Origin of the sequence: Kytococcus aerolatus (genome assembly GCF_900187395.1) — a bacterium.
Lineage (GTDB): Bacteria > Actinomycetota > Actinomycetes > Actinomycetales > Dermatophilaceae > Kytococcus > Kytococcus aerolatus.
Genome location: NZ_FYEZ01000001.1, coordinates 1 through 15,158, shown reverse-complemented (window position 1 = coordinate 15,158; position 15,158 = coordinate 1). Strand labels below are relative to the sequence as shown.

Genomic DNA, 15,158 nt, shown 5'->3' with positions numbered 1-15,158 from the left:
TGTTCTCCTCGGGGAAGGTGCGTCGGGCCGAGCTCACTGGAGCTTCACGCGCGGGTCGAGGACGCTGTACAGGATGTCGACGACGAGGTTGCCGATCGTCACCAGCACCGCGCCGACGATCACCGTGCCGGCGATGACCGGCAGGTCGTCCTGCTCGAAGGAGTTGATGGCCAGCAGGCCCATGCCCGGCAGGCCGAAGATCCGCTCGGTGAAGATCGCCCCCTGCAGCTCCATCGCCACCGACATCCCGACGAGGGTGACGAAGGGCGTGATCGCGGCACGCAGGGCGTGCTTGGCGGAGATGATGAACTCCGAGAGGCCCTTGGAGCGCGCGGTGCGGACGTAGTCGGAGTTCTGCACGTCGATCATCGAGGCGCGGACGTACCGGATGTAGCCGGCCGAGGCCCAGATGCCGTAGAAGACCCACACGCCGAGCAGGCCGGTGAACCACCTCACCGGGTCGCTCCACGGCTCGGTCCAGCCGGAGCGCGGCACGATGCCGGTGTAGACCATGCCGTAGAGGAAGAAGACCAGGGCACAGACGTAGTACGGGATCGAGGTGACGAACTGGCTGAAGCCGACGATCACCCGGTCGACCCAGGTGCCGCGGAACTTCGCGGCGAGCACGCCCAGGGCGAGGGCGGCGAGCACGTAGACGACCATGCCGCCGACGACCAGCGAGGCGGTGACCGGGAAGGCCTCGGTGATCATGTCGCGGACCGGGCGGTCCTGGGCGTAGGACCAGCCGAGGCAGGGGGCCGGGCACTCCTTGACGAACTCACCCTGGCTGATGGTGCGGCCGGTGAAGATCCCGCCCACGAAGTCGGTGAACTGCTGCGTCGCCGGGACGTCGAGACCGAGCGACTGCCGGATCTCCTCCACCCGCTCCGGGGTGCACATCGGGTTGTCACCGCAGATGGCACCGGCAGGGTCGCTGGGACCGAGGAAGAAGACGACGAAGGTGATGACGGTCACCGTGAAGAGCACGGCCGCGGAGATCGCGAGTCGGCGGAGGATGTAGACGAGCACCAGGACTCCTGGGGTGGCGTGTGGGCGGGTGGGGTGCTGCTCGGGGCGTCCACCCGCGGGGGGCGGGGTGGTGGGATCGCTCCCACCACCCCGGGCTCAGCGGTGGAGGTGCCCGGTGGGCCGGCGCTCAGGGCCGGCCCACGGGACGGTGGATCACTTCTCGACGTAGACGCCCGCCAGGTCCGGCATGCCGGAGTTCGGGTCGAGGTTCACGTTGTGCACCTTGGTGCCGAAGATCGCCGCGGACTTGGTGTAGTCGGTCGGGATGGCCGGCAGGTGCTCCTCACGGAGCTTCTTGTCGAACTTCGCCCACTCCGGACCCTGCTCCTCGGCCGGCAGCTCCTTGATCCGGTCCATCTCCTTGTCGAGCTCCTTGTCGGCGAGCATGCCGACCGAGTGGCCCGACTTCTGGATCGCGGAGTCGAAGATCGGCGGGTACACGGCGTCACCCACGGGCCAGTCGTAGCACCAGCCGGCCGGACCGGTCATCATGTTGACCTTCGGCTCGGGCTGCGCCATGAGCTCACGCATCTCGGCGCGCGGCACACCCTGGTCCTTGACCGTGAAGCCGGCCTGCTCGAGGGCCTGCTTGCGGACCTGGTTGCCCTTGACCGCCACCGGGTTGTCGACCGAGTAGTACCAGGAGAGCTCGAAGCCCTCCTTGCCGGCGTCCTGCAGCATTTTCTTGGCCTTGGCCGGGTCGCCCTTGCCCTCGCCGGTGAGGCCCTCGGTGGGCTCCGGCTCGAAGCCCGGGACGGTGTCGGTCATGTAGGAGATGGCCGGCTCGTAGTCGAACTCCGTGGCACCGGTGGCGGTGCGGATCTGGTCGATCGGGTAGGCCGCGGCGATGGCCTTGCGGACCTCCAGCGGGATCTTCTCGGTGTTCATGTTCACGTAGCTGACGCACGGGCCCTGGGTGTTGGCGATGCGGTCCTTGTTCTCGCCCTTGAAGGACTCCGCGACGGAGGCGTCGACACCGTCGTAGATGAGCGCGCTTGCGTCGGGCCCGTTGGAGGCCTCGACCTGCTTGTTGATGGCCACGAAGTCCTGGGCGAACTTGAAGTCGATCTTGTCCGGGTACTGGTGGCGCGCCGGGTCGGTCTTCGGATCCCAGTTCTCGTTCTTCACGAGGGTCAGGCTGCGGCCCTTCTTGTAGTCGCCCTCGAACTTGTACGGGCCGGAGGCCACCGGCTTGTTGCCGTACTTCTTCTGGGTGTCCTTGTCCTGCGGGATCGGCCCCATCTGGGTGAAGCCGGCGAAGTAGGGCAGCGACGGCCACGGCTTGGAGAGGTGGATCTCGATGGTCTTGTCGTCGACAGCCTTGGCGCCGGCGAACTCGCCCTTGTCCTTGAACGGGCCCTTGTACTTGTCGCCGCCCTTCAGGTACTCCATCTGGAAGGCCGGGCCGCCCGGGAGCTCCTCGGTGGCGAAGGAGCGCTTGATGCCGTAGACGACGTCCTCGGCGGTGATCGGCGATCCGTCCTCGTACTTCAGGCCGTCCTTGAGCTCGAAGGTCCAGGTCAGACCGTCCTTGGACTCCTTGCCCAGGTCCTTCGCGAGGTCCGGCACCAGCACGGAGCTGCCGTCCGGCTCGACGCGGTACTGCGTCAGCCGCCGGTTCGTGAGGTTCATGATGGCGTTGACGTCCTGGTAGTACTGCGCCGAGGGGTCGAAGTGCTCCGGCGCCGCGGCCGACAGGATGGTCAGGGTGCCGCCCTCCGTGGCGCCCTCAACCTCGGGGGCCGGGCCCTTGGCGTCGGCGACCATGCCGGCGGAGGACTCCTTCTTCTCGGTGCCGCCCTCCTCGCCGGAGCCGGACTCGCCCCCGGAGCCGGACTCCTTGCCGGCGCCGCTCTCGGGCTTCTCGGCCTCGCTCTCCTTCTCGGCCGGGCTGCCTCCGCCGCAGGCCGCCAGGGTCAGGGAGCCAGCGGCCGCCAGGGCTGCGAACTTCGTGAGTCGCATGGTGTTTCTCCTCTCCGAACCCCTGGCTGATCCAGGGGACGTACGGGGTCGTCGGCCAGTCGACCGGCGACGAGTCAGGGGTCGCTCGGGTCAGCGACGGGTGTGGGGGTTGAAGGCGTCGTTGATCGCGTCACCCAGCAGGCTCAGCGAGAGCACGAGCAGGCAGAGCCCGATCACCGGCATCCACATGTAGATGGGGTGCTCCATGAAGGAGTTCTGGGCGGACTGGATCGTCAGCCCCCAGGAGATCGACGGCTCGCGGAGCCCCACGCCGAGCAGCGAGAGGCCGGCCTCGGTCGCGATGTACGCGGGGATCGCGGTCGTGAGGGCCACGATGATCGGGCTGATGAGATTCGGCAGGATCTCCTTGAAGAGGATCTGGCTCGTCGGCACACCCAGGGCGCGCGCCGCCTGCACATACTCCCGCTCCCGGATCGAGATCACCTCACCGCGGATCAGGCGGGCCAGTCCCGCCCAGCCGAACATGATGAGCACGAAGACCAGGACGCCGAAACGGATCGAGGCGAGCTGCTCGTCGGTCACGAACTCCCCCTCGCCGACGCCACCGATGCGGTTGGTGGCGATGGGCATGAGGGCGATGGCGAAGAGCAGGAAGGGCAGCGAGAGGACGACGTCGATGATGAAGGAGATGACGTTGTCGACGATCCCGCCCAAGAAGCCCGCGAGCAGGCCCATCACGGTCCCGATGATCGTGGTCGCGATGGCCGCGGAGAAGGCGATGATCAGCGAGGGACGCATCCCGAGGATCCAGCGGCTGAAGAGGTCGCGCCCCATGCCGACCTCGACGCCGAAGGGGTGCTCCCAGCTCGCGACGAAGATCGGGTACCCGTTGGAGTTCACCAGGTCGAAGCGCTGCTCGGTCGGGTTCAGGCCCAGGGCGCCGTTGATGACGTCGGCGAAGATCGCCAGCAGGATGAACAGGAGCGCCGAGCCCAGCGACATCATGGCCACCTTGTCGTAGGCCAGCCGACGCAGCGCGATCTGCACCGGCGAGCGGCTCTGGTACCGATCGGCCTCGTCGCCCTTCACCCGCTGGGCCGCCGCCACGTCCCCCTCGTGCTCACGCTCCAGCAGGTCCCCCTCCAGGGCGGCACCAGCCTCGCTGGTGGGGTTCAGACCGGGATTGGTCGTCACGGGTGTGCTCCTCGGTGGTGGTCGGGGCCGGTGAGCCGTCAGGGCTGAGCGGCTGGCTTCATCCTGAGCCCCCGGAACCCCCTGCGCCACACCTCGCCACCCGATGCAACCGATTTGTTACCAAGCAGTGATCGCCCCGCGATTTCGCGGGAACGAGTGCCTCGCACGCACCTGCTCCCCCGTCGCTGCGCCCCGGCCCGGTCAGTCGCGCAGCCGGTCGCGCAGGCGCTCCCAGCGCTCCGCGAGGCGCGCCTCGAACCCACGCGTCCCCGGGCGGTAGTACCGCGCCTCGACGAGATCGTCCGGGAGGTGCTGCTGCGCGGCCACACCGTCCGGGGCGTCGTGGGCGTAGACGTACTCCGTCCCGTGCCCCAGCCCCTCGGCCCCGGCGTAGTGGGCGTCACGCAGGTGGGCGGGCACCGGGCCCCCGCGCCCGGCCCGGACGTCGGCCAGCGCGTCGTCGACGGCCCGGTAGACGGCGTTCGAGGGCGGGGCCAGGGTCACGTGGACGACCGCCTGGGCCAGCACGATCCGCGCCTCGGGCATGCCGATCTGGGCCACGGCGTGCATCGCGGCCACCGCGGTCTGCAGGGCGGTGGGATCGGCCATGCCCACGTCCTCGCTCGCCGCGATGACCACCCGCCGCGCGATGAAGCGAGGGTCCTCCCCCGCCGCGATCTGCCGCGCCAGGTAGTGCAGGGCCGCGTCGACGTCCGAGCCGCGCATGGACTTGATGAAGGCGCTGGCCACGTCGTAGTGCTGGTCCCCCGCGCGGTCGTGGGCCACCACCGCCTGGTCCATGGCCTGCTCCAGGTGGGCCCGGGTGATCGGCAGCGGGTCACCGGTCCCGGCCTCCTGCTCGGCTCCCGGGGGCACCTCGGCCTCCGCTGCCCCGGCCGCGGCCTCGAGGGTCGTCAGGGCCCGGCGGGCGTCCCCGCCGGCCAACCGGAGCAGCCCCTGCCGGGCGTCCTCCTCCAGCGAGAACCGCCCCGCCAGCCCGCGGTCCTCCGCCAGCGCCCGGTCGAGCAGGCCGGAGAGCTCGTCGGGCGTGAGGTGCTGCAGGCGCACGAGCAGGGAGCGCGAGAGCAGCGGGGTGACCACGGAGAAGCTGGGGTTCTCGGTGGTGGCGGCCACGAGGATCACCGTCCGGTCCTCCACGCCGGGCAGCAGGGCGTCCTGCTGGGCCTTGCTGAACCGGTGGATCTCGTCGAGGAAGAGCACGGTCTGGCGCCCGTACATCGCCTTCTCCCGCCGCGCGGACTCCATGACGGTTCGGACGTCCTTGACCCCGGCCGTCACCGCGGACAGCTGGACGAAGGTGCGGTCGGCCGCGGTCGCGACCAGCCGGGCCAGCGTCGTCTTCCCTGTCCCGGGCGGTCCCCAGAGGATCGCCGAGGAGGAGGCGCCCACGCCGCTGCCCCCCTCGATGAGGCGCCGCAGCGGGCTCCCGGCGCGGAGCACCTCGGTCTGCCCCACCACCTCGTCCAGGCTGCGGGGGCGCATCCGGGCGGCGAGGGGCTGCCCGGGGTCGACGCCCACCTCCACCTCCTCTCGGGTGCGGGAGCCGGTGGCCGGAGCGCTGGCCGCGGCGGCGGAGAAGAGGTCGTCTGTCATGGCACCGGCCACCGTATCCCGCACGGGGCGTCCGTGGCCGTTGCCTCCCGTCGGTGGCACCATGCCCTCGTGCACGAGATCACCGACCACGCCCAGCTGACCGCCCTCCTCGGCGACGACCCGTACCTGCGCTGGGGCGTCCCCCAGGAGCTCCCCGCGCCCGCGGTGGTGGCCGGTGAGGCGGTGGCCACCCTGCGCGTCCGCCACCGGCTGGGCCAGGTGCGGCGCAGCGCCTTCGTCCTCGGCGACGGCCCGGGCGTGGCCGAGCTCGTGGCGCTCCTGGTGCGGGGCGGGCTGCTCACCGCCTGGGAGGCGACCGGCATTAGCGTGCCGCAGGCGCACGGCCACCTGCTGGACGCCCACGGCATCGCCCCCGGCGGGCGCTGGGACTGGATGTGGGTGGACTCCCCCACGCCCCGCACCACCGACGACCAGCGCAGCGTGGTGCTCACCCTCGCCGACGCCACTGACGCCCCGGAGATGGCCGCCTTCTCCGAGCGCTGGAGCCCCACCGCCGAGGGTGAGCCCGGCACCGGGTTCTCCACCCTGTGGCGAGGCGTGCGCGCCGGTGCGCTGGAGGGCGACCCCACCGCCGGGGAGCTGCTCTCCCTGGGTGCGAGCCAGCCCTTCACCGACGGGGTGCCGCACCTGGCCGGGATCGTGACCCACGGGCAGCACCAGGGGCGGGGCCTGGCCCGACTGGTCACCGAATCGCTCACCCTCACCGAGGTGGAGGCCACCGGGGTGTGCACCCTGGGCATGTACTCGGACAACGCCGTGGCCCGGCGTCTCTACGAGAGCATCGGGTACCGGGTGGCCTGGGCATGGGACAGCCGGCGGTGGGACGGGACCACCGCCGGCTGCGGGTGAGGCAGGCGGGCCTGCCGCAGGTCAGCTCTGCGTGGAGTTGACCTCCTCGGCACCCTGCGGGGCCGGGGCGTCCTCGTCCTCCTCCGGCTCGAAGTCCACACCGGCCTCTTCGCGCTGCTGCGCGGTGATCGGGGCCGGGGCGTCGGTCAACGGGTCGTACCCGCCACCGGACTTCGGGAAGGCGATGACGTTCCGGATCGAGTCCGAGCCGGTGAGCAGGGAGACGACGCGGTCCCACCCGAAGGCGATGCCGCCGTGCGGCGGGGCGCCGAAGGCGAAGGCGTCGAGCAGGAAGCCGAACTTCTCCCGGGCGGTCTCCTCGTCCAGGCCCATCACCCCGAAGACGCGCTCCTGCACGTCGCGGCGGTGGATACGGATCGATCCGCCGCCGATCTCGTGGCCGTTGCACACCATGTCGTAGGCGTAGGCCAGGGCCTCGCCGGGGTTCGTGTCGAAGTCCTCGAGACACTCGTCCTTCGGCGAGGTGAAGGCGTGGTGCACGGCGGTCCACTGACCCGAGCCGACGGCGACGTCCCCGGAGGCCACGGCGTCGGCCGCCGGCTCGAACATCGGGGCGTCCACCACCCAGAGGAAGCTCCAGGCGTCCTCGTCGATGAGCCCGCAGCGGCGGCCGATCTCCAGGCGGGCCGCACCGAGCAGGGCACGGGCCTCCTTGGCGGTGCCGGCGGCGAAGAAGATGCAGTCGCCCGGCTGCGCACCGGTGTGGGCGGCGATACCGGCCTTCTCCTCCTCGGAGATGTTCTTGGCCACCGGCCCGGTGAGCTCGCCGTCCTCACCGACGAGCACGTAGGCCAGGCCCTTGGCGCCCCGCTGCTTGGCCCAGTCCTGCCAGGCGTCGAGCTGGCGACGGGCCTGCGAGGCACCACCGGGCATGACCACGGCGCCCACGTAGGGGTTCTGGAAGACGCGGAAGGGGGTCTCGGCGAAGAACTCGGTGCAGTCGACCAGCTCGTTGCCGAAGCGCAGGTCCGGCTTGTCCGTGCCGTACTTCTCCATCGCCTCGCGGTAGGTCATGCGCTGGAAGGGGGTGCTCAGCTCCACCCCGATCAGGCTCCACACCTCCCGGGCGATCTCCTCGCCCAGCGCCATCACGTCGTCCTGGGTGACGAAGGACATCTCGACGTCCAGCTGGGTGAACTCCGGCTGGCGGTCGGCGCGGAAGTCCTCGTCGCGGTAGCAGCGTGCGATCTGGTAGTAGCGCTCCATGCCGCCGACCATGAGCAGCTGCTTGAAGAGCTGCGGGCTCTGCGGCAGGGCGTACCAGCTGCCCGGGGCCAGGCGGGCCGGGACGAGGAAGTCGCGGGCGCCCTCCGGGGTGGAGCGGGTGAGGGTGGGGGTCTCGATCTCGACGAAGTCGTGCCCCTCGAGCACCTTGCGCGCGGCCGCGTTGGCCTTCGAGCGCAGGCGCAGCGCGTGGCCGGCCGAGCCCGTCCCGGGGCGGCGCAGGTCCAGGTAACGGTGCTTGAGGCGGGCCTCCTCGCCGACCTCCACGCGCTCGTCGATCTGGAAGGGCAGCGGGGCGGCCTCGTTGAGCACCTCGAGCTCGGAGGTCACGACCTCGATCTCCCCGGTGGGCAGCTCGGGGTTCACGTTGCCCTCGGGCCGGACGCGCACCTCGCCGGTGACCTTGATGACGTACTCGTTGCGCAGGTCGTGGGCGCCGCCGGTCTCGAGGACCTCGTCGCGGGCCACCACCTGGGCCACGCCGGAGGCGTCGCGCAGGTCGAGGAAGGCCACGCCACCGTGGTCGCGGCGGCGGGCCACCCAGCCGGTGAGGGTGACGGTCTGGCCGGCGTGCTCCGCGCGGAGCGTGCCGGCCTCGTGGGTTCGCAGCATGGGAGTCCTTTCGGGTCGGGTTCCCGTCAGGACCGGGGTGCGGCTCCGACGGGGAACGGCAGCCCAGGAGGTGTGGGCGGGGGCCAGGTCGCGGTGCCACCACACCTTCGCCGAGGGATCCCCGGCCTCTCGTCGGTCACGCCGGACGCACGACCCGGGAGTGCGCACGAGGCGCGGGCGGGTCGTCACTCCGCCTCCCGGGCGGGACCGAGATTATCAGCCGCGGCACGCCCTTCCGACCGATTTCTCCCCGGCGCCCGAGCCTCCCTCAGCCGCGGTGTCCCACCGGTCCGAGAACGAACGGGGCGTCCACGGGGCGGGTGGCGCCGCGCCCCTGCAGCACGCGGTCCACGGTGAGGGCACCGATGACGGTGCTCGGGTTGTGGACCCGCCCGTCGTGCACGGCCTCCAGGAGCGTCCCCAGCGGCACCCAGTGGCCGGACATGTCGACCTCCTCGGCCTCGGCTTCGAAGTCCTCGATCTCGGCGTCCCGCAGGTCGCGCGCCCAGAAGACCCGGATGGCCTCCGCGGAGCCCCCGGGGGTCGTGTGGAAGTCCACGAGCACCTCCCAGGTGCCGGCCGCCAGGCCGGCCTCCTCCGCGAGCTCGCGGGCCGCGGCCTCGTGCATCGGCTCGCCCTCGACGTCGAGCAGACCGGCCGGGATCTCCCAGGCCTCGGCCCGGACCGGGTGGCGGTACTGGCGGACGCAGTAGAGCTCCACCCCGTCGGCGGCCTCCCGGGTGGCGACCACGGCGACCGCCCCGGGGTGCTCGGTCCACTCGCGGGTGTGCCGCGCTCCCCCGGCCTCGATCTCCGCGGAGACCACCGGGTAGCGGGGACCCTCGTGGACCACCTGCTCGGCCCCCGCCGCGCGGTCGGCCGGCCGGTCGCCGAAGGACGCCTGCTCGGCGGGCGCGAGACGCGCGGCGCGGGTGCCCCGGCTCACGACTGCTGCCGCTCCACGGCCGCCCCGATGAGAGCGGCGAACAGCGGGTGGGCCCGGTGCGGGCGCGACTTCAACTCGGGGTGCGCCTGGGTGCCCACGTAGAAGGGGTGGGTCTCGGCCGGGAGCTCCACGAACTCCACGAGCTGGCCGTCCGGCGAGGTGCCGCACAGGCTCAGGCCGCTGGACTCCAGCTGCTCCCGGTAGGCGTTGTTCACCTCGTAGCGGTGCCGGTGGCGCTCGGAGACCTGGGTGGCGCCGTAGGCCGCAGCGGCCACGGAGCCCTCGGCGAGGGTGGCGTCGTACGCACCCAGCCGCATGGTGCCGCCCATGTCGCCGGCTCCCTCCACGACCTCGCGCTGCTCGGCCATCGTGGCGATGACGGGGTGCTCGGTCTCGGGGTCGAACTCCGAGCTCGAGGCGCCGTCGATCCCCGCGTGGTTCCGGGCGTGCTCGATGACCATGCACTGCATGCCCAAGCAGATGCCCAGGGTGGGCACGAGCTGCTCCCGGGCCCAGGCCAGGGCTCCGAGCTTCCCCTCGATGCCGCGGATGCCGAAGCCGCCGGGGACGAGGATCGCGTCCACGCCCTGCAGCGCCGCCTGCGCTCCCTCCGGGGTCTGGCAGGAGTCACTGGGCACCCAGCGCAGCGAGACCTTGGCGCGGTGGTGGAACCCACCCGCGCGGAGGGCCTCGGAGACCGAGAGGTAGGCGTCGGGCAGGTCGACGTACTTGCCGACGATGGCCACCTCGACCTGGTGGTCTGGGCGGTGGACCCGGTCCAGCAGGTCGTCCCAGTCGCTCCAGTCGACATCCTTGAAGGGCAGCGCGAGGCGCCGCACGACCACGGCGTCCAGCCCCTCGGTGTGGAGCACCTTGGGGATGTCGTAGATGCTCGGCGCGTCGGGGCAGGTGGCCACGGCCTCCCGGTCGACATCGCAGGCCATCGAGATCTTGTTCTTGATGCTCTCGGGCAGCTGGCGGTCGGCGCGCACCACCACCGCGTCGGGCTGGATGCCGTACTCCCGCAGCCGGGCCACGGAGTGCTGGGTGGGCTTGGTCTTGAGCTCGCCGGAGGGGCCGATGAAGGGCACCAGGGAGACGTGCAGGAAGAAGACGTTGTCGCGCCCCAGCTGGTGCCGGACCTGGCGGGCGGCCTCGAGGAAAGGCAGCGACTCGATGTCACCGACCGTGCCACCGATCTCGGTGATGATCACGTCCGGCCGGTCGCTCTCGTCCTCCACGGTGGCCGCGGCGCGCATCCGGGCCACGATCTCGTTGGTGATGTGCGGGATGACCTGGACGGTGTCCCCCAGGTACTCCCCGCGCCGCTCCTTGGCAATCACCGAGTGGTAGACCTGCCCGGTGGTCACGTTGGCCCCGGCAGTGAGGTTGTCGTCGAGGAAGCGCTCGTAGTGCCCGATGTCGAGATCGGTCTCACCACCGTCCTCGGTGACGAAGACCTCGCCGTGCTGGAACGGGTTCATCGTTCCCGGGTCGACATTGATGTAGGGATCCAGCTTCTGCATGGTGACCTTGAGGCCACGCGAGCGAAGAAGCAGACCCAGCGAGGATGCGGTCAGTCCCTTCCCGAGGGAGGAGACGACGCCGCCGGTCACGAAGATGTGTCGAGTCGTATGCACCACGGGCTGCCAGCATACCCATGACCCGGGAGCTGGTCACCGGCGGCCCGCGGCGGCCTCCAACAGCTCGGCCGCGTGCTCGCGCGCGCTCCGGCTCGCGGAGACCCCGCCCAGCATCCGGGCCAGCTCGGCCAGCCGCTCCTCGCCCTCCACCTGCTCGATCCCGGAGGTGGTGACGCTCCCGTCGTCCGACTTGGCGATGACCAGGTGGCGGTCGCCGTAGGCGGCCACCTGGGGCAGGTGGGTGACGACGACCACCTGCCGGTCCCGGGCGATCCGCGCCAGGCGGTCCCCGATGGCGTGGGCGGCCTCGCCGCCCACGCCGGCGTCCACCTCGTCGAAGACCATGGTCGGCACACCGCCGTCGCCGTCCCCGAGCACCACCTCGAGGGCCAGCATGAGACGAGAGAGCTCTCCACCCGAGGCGGCCTTGGCCACCGTCCGGGGCGGGGCGCCAGGGTTGGGGGCCATGCGGATCTCCACGGCGTCGGCACCGTGCGGCCCGGGGGCGACCGGCTCGACGGCCACCTCCACCACGGCCTTGGGGATGGCCAGCGCCCGCACCTCCTGGGTGACTCGGTCACCCAGCCGCTGCGCGGCGGCCCGGCGCACCTCGGTGAGCCGGTCGGCGGCCCCACGGGCCTGCACCTTGGCCTCCTCCAGGCGGGCGACGAGCTCTTCCCGGTCCTCGTCGCTCGTTCCCAGGCTCTCGAGCTGGAGGGCTGCCTGCTTCCCCCACCGCAGGGCGTTGTCGACGCTCGGAAGGTCCGGGGAGTCGGCGGGAGGCGGCTCGACCACCACCTCACCCTTGACCTCAGGGTCAGCGTGGACGGCGTCGAGGAGCTCGGGGCGCCCGAACTCCACCGCCAGGGTTCGCAGGGCGGCCCGGCGCTCGTGGAGGGCCTGCAGCTCTCCCGGGTCCGCCTCCAGTCCGTGCACCCACCCGGCGACGTCGGCGGCCAGGTCGGTCAGCAGCACCGACAGCTCCCGCGTCCGGTCGTGCAGCGCCTGGACCGCCGGGTCCAGGTCGGCGACCCTCGCCAGGGACTCCACCGCACGGGCGACGAGCTCGGTGGACCCGGGCTCGTCGACCGTCGCGTCGGCGGTCCCCGACAGGCAGCGGGTCGCCGTGGCCCCGGCCTCCAGCAGCTCGCTGGCGTGGTCGAGTCGCTCCACACGCTGCCGGAGCTCGGCCTCCTCCCCCTCGTGAGGCTCGAGCTCCTCCAGCATCTCCAGGCCCCGACGCAGCCAGGCCGCCTGCTGGGCCCGCTGGGTGCGTTCGGCGTCGAAGTCCCTCAGGCTCCGGTCGAGGGTCACCACCTCCCCCCGCGCCTCCCGGTAGGCCGCCAGGGCACTCTCCAGCGTCGCCCCGCCGAAGGCGTCCAGCACCTCCCGGTGCGCCTCGGCCGAGAGCAGCCGCCACTGGTCGGCCTGTCCGTGGATGGCGACAAGCTGACCGGTGATGCCGGCCAGCGTGCCCACCGGGACCCGGGCACCGCCGGCAGCCGCGGTCGACCGACCCGCTGCCCGGACCCGCCGCGTGACGATCAGCTCGTCCTCCACCTCGCCCCCGGCGGCCCGCACGGCCTCCACCGCCCCGTGGTCCTCGTCGGGGACGAGGTACACGCCCGTGACGGTGGCGTCCCGGGCACCGTGCCGGACCCAGCCGGACTCCGCGCGCCGGCCCAGCAGCAGCGAGAGGCTCTGCACCAGCATCGTCTTGCCGGCGCCGGTCTCACCGGTGATCACCGTGAGACCGGGTGCCAGGTCGACCGTCGCCTGCCGGATCACCCCGAGGTCGGCGATCTCCACGCTCTCGAGCCACGGCCGCGGACGGTGGGCGGTCGGCTCAGTCATCCTGCGCCTCCTGGGCCCGGCGGGCGGCCGCACCGCGCCAGCCCTCGACGCTCAGGCCGAACTTGCGCACCAGCCGTTCCCCGAAGGGCAGGCTGCTCAGGCGCGCCAGGCGAACCGGACGGGGACTCCGCACCACCTCGACGCGGGACCCCGCCGGGAGGTCCGCCACGGCGTGGCCGTCGCACCACAGGACTCCCGGGCCAGCCGACTCGGGAACGACCTCCACGGCCACGGAGGCCGTGGGACCCAGCACCAGCGGCCGGGCGAACAGCGCATGGGCCGAGATGGGGACGACGAGGATGGCCTCCACGTCAGGCCACACCACCGGGCCCCCGGCGCTGAACCCGTAGGCCGTGGAACCCGTGGGAGTGGCCACGACGATGCCGTCGCAGCCCCAGGCGGCCAGCGGACGCCCCTCCACCTCCAGGGCGAGCTCGACCATCCGTTCCCGGGACCCCTTCTCGACGGTGGCCTCGTTGAGGGCCCACCCCCGGCCGACAACCTCCTCCCCGCTGAAGGCCGTCGCCTCGAGGGTCATGCGCCACTCGACGTGGTAGTCACGACGGACGATGTGCTCGACGGTCCGCTCCAGCTCCTCGCGCTCCACCTCGGCGAGGAAACCCACGTGGCCCAGGTTCACGCCCAGCAGGGGGACGTCCGCCTGTCGTGCGACGGTCGCACCGCGCAGGATCGTGCCGTCACCCCCGAGCACGACCACGAGCTCCGGAGGCGCGTCCTCGCTGAGCGGCTGACAGTCGGCGCCGCCCCCCTGGAGCACCTGCACCTGGTCCGAGGGGGCGTAAAGGTCGAAACCACGGCCCTGCAGCAGACCGATCAGACGCACGGCGGCCTGCACCGCCTCCTCCCGCCCGGGGTGACACACCACGGCCACCCGTCGGCGGTCTGCGGGCAGCGGTGGGACAGACCGGTCCACCGGCTCACAGGTCGAGGGTGCACTCATCATGGCCTTCCCAGAAGGAGTCGTCGGCATCGGGAAGAACACCTTCCCACGCGGCACCGACAGCCCGCGCGGCGGGGAGGCGGGTGAGCCGCAGGAGGAACTCAACGTTCCCGTGGCGCCCGGGGAGGCCGCTGGCGGCCAGCGCCCGGGGGTGGAGTCCCTCCCGCGAGGCGCTCACGCACACGGCGTGCACGGCCCCGCGGCGCCGAGCGGGCGCCCGGACCACTCCCCCGGAGACCCCCTCGGGCCCCACCTCGAACTGCGGCTTGACCAGCACCACGGCCGTGCCCCCGGAGGCCAACAGCCACGCGATCGGCCCCAACAGGTGTCGAACCGAGATGAAGCTGACGTCGCTCACGACGAGATCCGTCATCCCTCCCGTGAGCCCCGCGGCCTGCAGCTCCTCGACATGACGGGCGTTGACCCCCTCCCGGACCCGGACCCGCGGGTCCTCCCGGAGCTCGGGCACCAGCTGGTCGTGCCCGACGTCCACCGCCCAGGCCCGAGCGCACCCCGCGTGCAGGAGCACCTGGGTGAACCCGCCGGTGGACGCACCCAGGTCGACAGCGGAGGCCCGGGGTGCGTGCAGGTCGGGCCACAGCTCCAACGCCCGCTCGAGCTTGCGCTGGGCCCGGGAGACGCGCTGCACCTCGGGCTGGGCTCCCTCGACGAGGGAGAGGGACTCGGGGAGCACCACCTGGCTTCGGGCCCGGACGGGGGCACCGTCGGTCAGCACGAGCCCGTTGTCGATGAGGGACTGCGCCCGCTGCCGGGACCGGGAGAGGCCGGCCAGGAGAACCGCCCTGTCCGCCCGGAGGGGCGCGCCCGGGGAATGGGAGGACATCACCGGGTCCCGGGCCGCCGAGCGGACGAGGAGACGTCGTGGAGCCGCCCCTCTAGCTCCTCCACCTCCGCCTCCAGCTGCCGGACCCGCTCCTGCAGGCGCGCCAGATCAATGGCCTCCGTGCCGGGAAGGACCTCCTGCCGACCCGCGGAGGGTCCAGCACCGGTGCTGTCCCCCGGCGTTCGGGGGGTGTGGTTCACCGGAACATCACTCATACCCCCACTCTACGACCACACCCCACACCCCCACCCCACACAAACCACCACCCCCCACAACAAGCCACACCCCCCAAACACACGCCCACACAACCCCACCCACCCGGACACGTGGGGGGACGGGTGTGGGCATGCGAAAGAGGGCCCCCCACCACCAGGCAGGAGACCCTCTTCCAAAAAATGTGTTCGGCAGTGTCCTACTCTCCCA

Annotated in this window: 12 protein-coding genes; 1 reads left to right on the top strand and 11 read right to left on the bottom strand. The window is 71.9% G+C overall.

All coding sequences use genetic code 11. The features are described from left to right. Positions 1-33: 33 nt before the first annotated feature. The 4 genes from CFT82_RS00060 to CFT82_RS00045 all read right to left on the bottom strand — a co-directional run bounded on the left by CFT82_RS00060 (position 34) and on the right by CFT82_RS00045 (position 5,760). A complete protein-coding gene (locus CFT82_RS00060; RefSeq protein WP_088817082.1) occupies positions 34-1,029 on the bottom strand; it encodes an ABC transporter permease in 996 nt (331 codons plus the stop codon). A gap of 153 nt (positions 1,030-1,182) precedes the next feature. Beyond that, a complete protein-coding gene (locus CFT82_RS00055; RefSeq protein ID WP_088817081.1) occupies positions 1,183-2,991 on the bottom strand; it encodes an ABC transporter substrate-binding protein in 1,809 nt (602 codons plus the stop codon). Positions 2,992-3,081: 90 nt separating this feature from the next. Next, positions 3,082-4,146 carry an ABC transporter permease gene (locus tag CFT82_RS00050; protein ID WP_088817080.1) on the bottom strand — a complete coding sequence of 355 codons (1,065 nt, stop codon included), beginning with the start codon at positions 4,144-4,146 and terminating at the stop codon, positions 3,082-3,084. Between the two features lie 201 nt (positions 4,147-4,347). Next, entirely contained in the window at positions 4,348-5,760 is a 1,413-nt protein-coding gene (locus tag CFT82_RS00045; RefSeq protein WP_088818236.1) for a replication-associated recombination protein A, read from the bottom strand. Between the two features lie 69 nt (positions 5,761-5,829). Here CFT82_RS00045 and CFT82_RS00040 point away from each other — a divergent pair, with 69 nt between their 5' ends. Beyond that, the gene (locus CFT82_RS00040) at positions 5,830-6,630 is read left to right on the top strand and encodes a GNAT family N-acetyltransferase (RefSeq protein WP_088817079.1); all 801 of its coding nucleotides are present in this window, start codon (positions 5,830-5,832) and stop codon (positions 6,628-6,630) included. Between the two features lie 21 nt (positions 6,631-6,651). Here CFT82_RS00040 and aspS read toward each other — a convergent pair whose 3' ends face one another. From aspS to CFT82_RS00005, 7 genes are all read right to left on the bottom strand, one after another. Further along, on the bottom strand, positions 6,652-8,487 hold the full coding sequence (gene aspS, locus CFT82_RS00035; RefSeq protein ID WP_088817078.1) for an aspartate--tRNA ligase: 1,836 nt from the start codon (positions 8,485-8,487) through the stop codon (positions 6,652-6,654). A 268-nt stretch (positions 8,488-8,755) separates the two neighbouring features. After that, positions 8,756-9,433, bottom strand: a complete 678-nt coding sequence (locus CFT82_RS00030) for an NUDIX domain-containing protein (protein WP_200815012.1) — start codon at positions 9,431-9,433, stop codon at positions 8,756-8,758. Then, a complete protein-coding gene (locus CFT82_RS00025) occupies positions 9,430-11,073 on the bottom strand; it encodes a CTP synthase (RefSeq protein WP_200815054.1) in 1,644 nt (547 codons plus the stop codon). Before CFT82_RS00025 ends, CFT82_RS00030 begins: the two co-directional genes overlap by 4 nt. 36 nt (positions 11,074-11,109) lie before the next feature. Continuing rightward, the gene (locus CFT82_RS00020) at positions 11,110-12,930 is read right to left on the bottom strand and encodes a DNA repair protein RecN (protein WP_088817076.1); all 1,821 of its coding nucleotides are present in this window, start codon (positions 12,928-12,930) and stop codon (positions 11,110-11,112) included. Further along, positions 12,923-13,891 carry an NAD kinase gene (locus CFT82_RS00015; protein WP_088817075.1) on the bottom strand — a complete coding sequence of 323 codons (969 nt, stop codon included), beginning with the start codon at positions 13,889-13,891 and terminating at the stop codon, positions 12,923-12,925. Before CFT82_RS00015 ends, CFT82_RS00020 begins: the two co-directional genes overlap by 8 nt. Next, a complete protein-coding gene (locus CFT82_RS00010; RefSeq protein ID WP_088817074.1) occupies positions 13,869-14,735 on the bottom strand; it encodes a TlyA family RNA methyltransferase in 867 nt (288 codons plus the stop codon). Before CFT82_RS00010 ends, CFT82_RS00015 begins: the two co-directional genes overlap by 23 nt. Next, positions 14,735-14,950 carry a hypothetical protein gene (locus tag CFT82_RS00005; protein WP_143469435.1) on the bottom strand — a complete coding sequence of 72 codons (216 nt, stop codon included), beginning with the start codon at positions 14,948-14,950 and terminating at the stop codon, positions 14,735-14,737. The genes CFT82_RS00010 and CFT82_RS00005 overlap by 1 nt, the downstream gene beginning before the upstream one ends. Positions 14,951-15,158 lie beyond the last annotated feature (208 nt).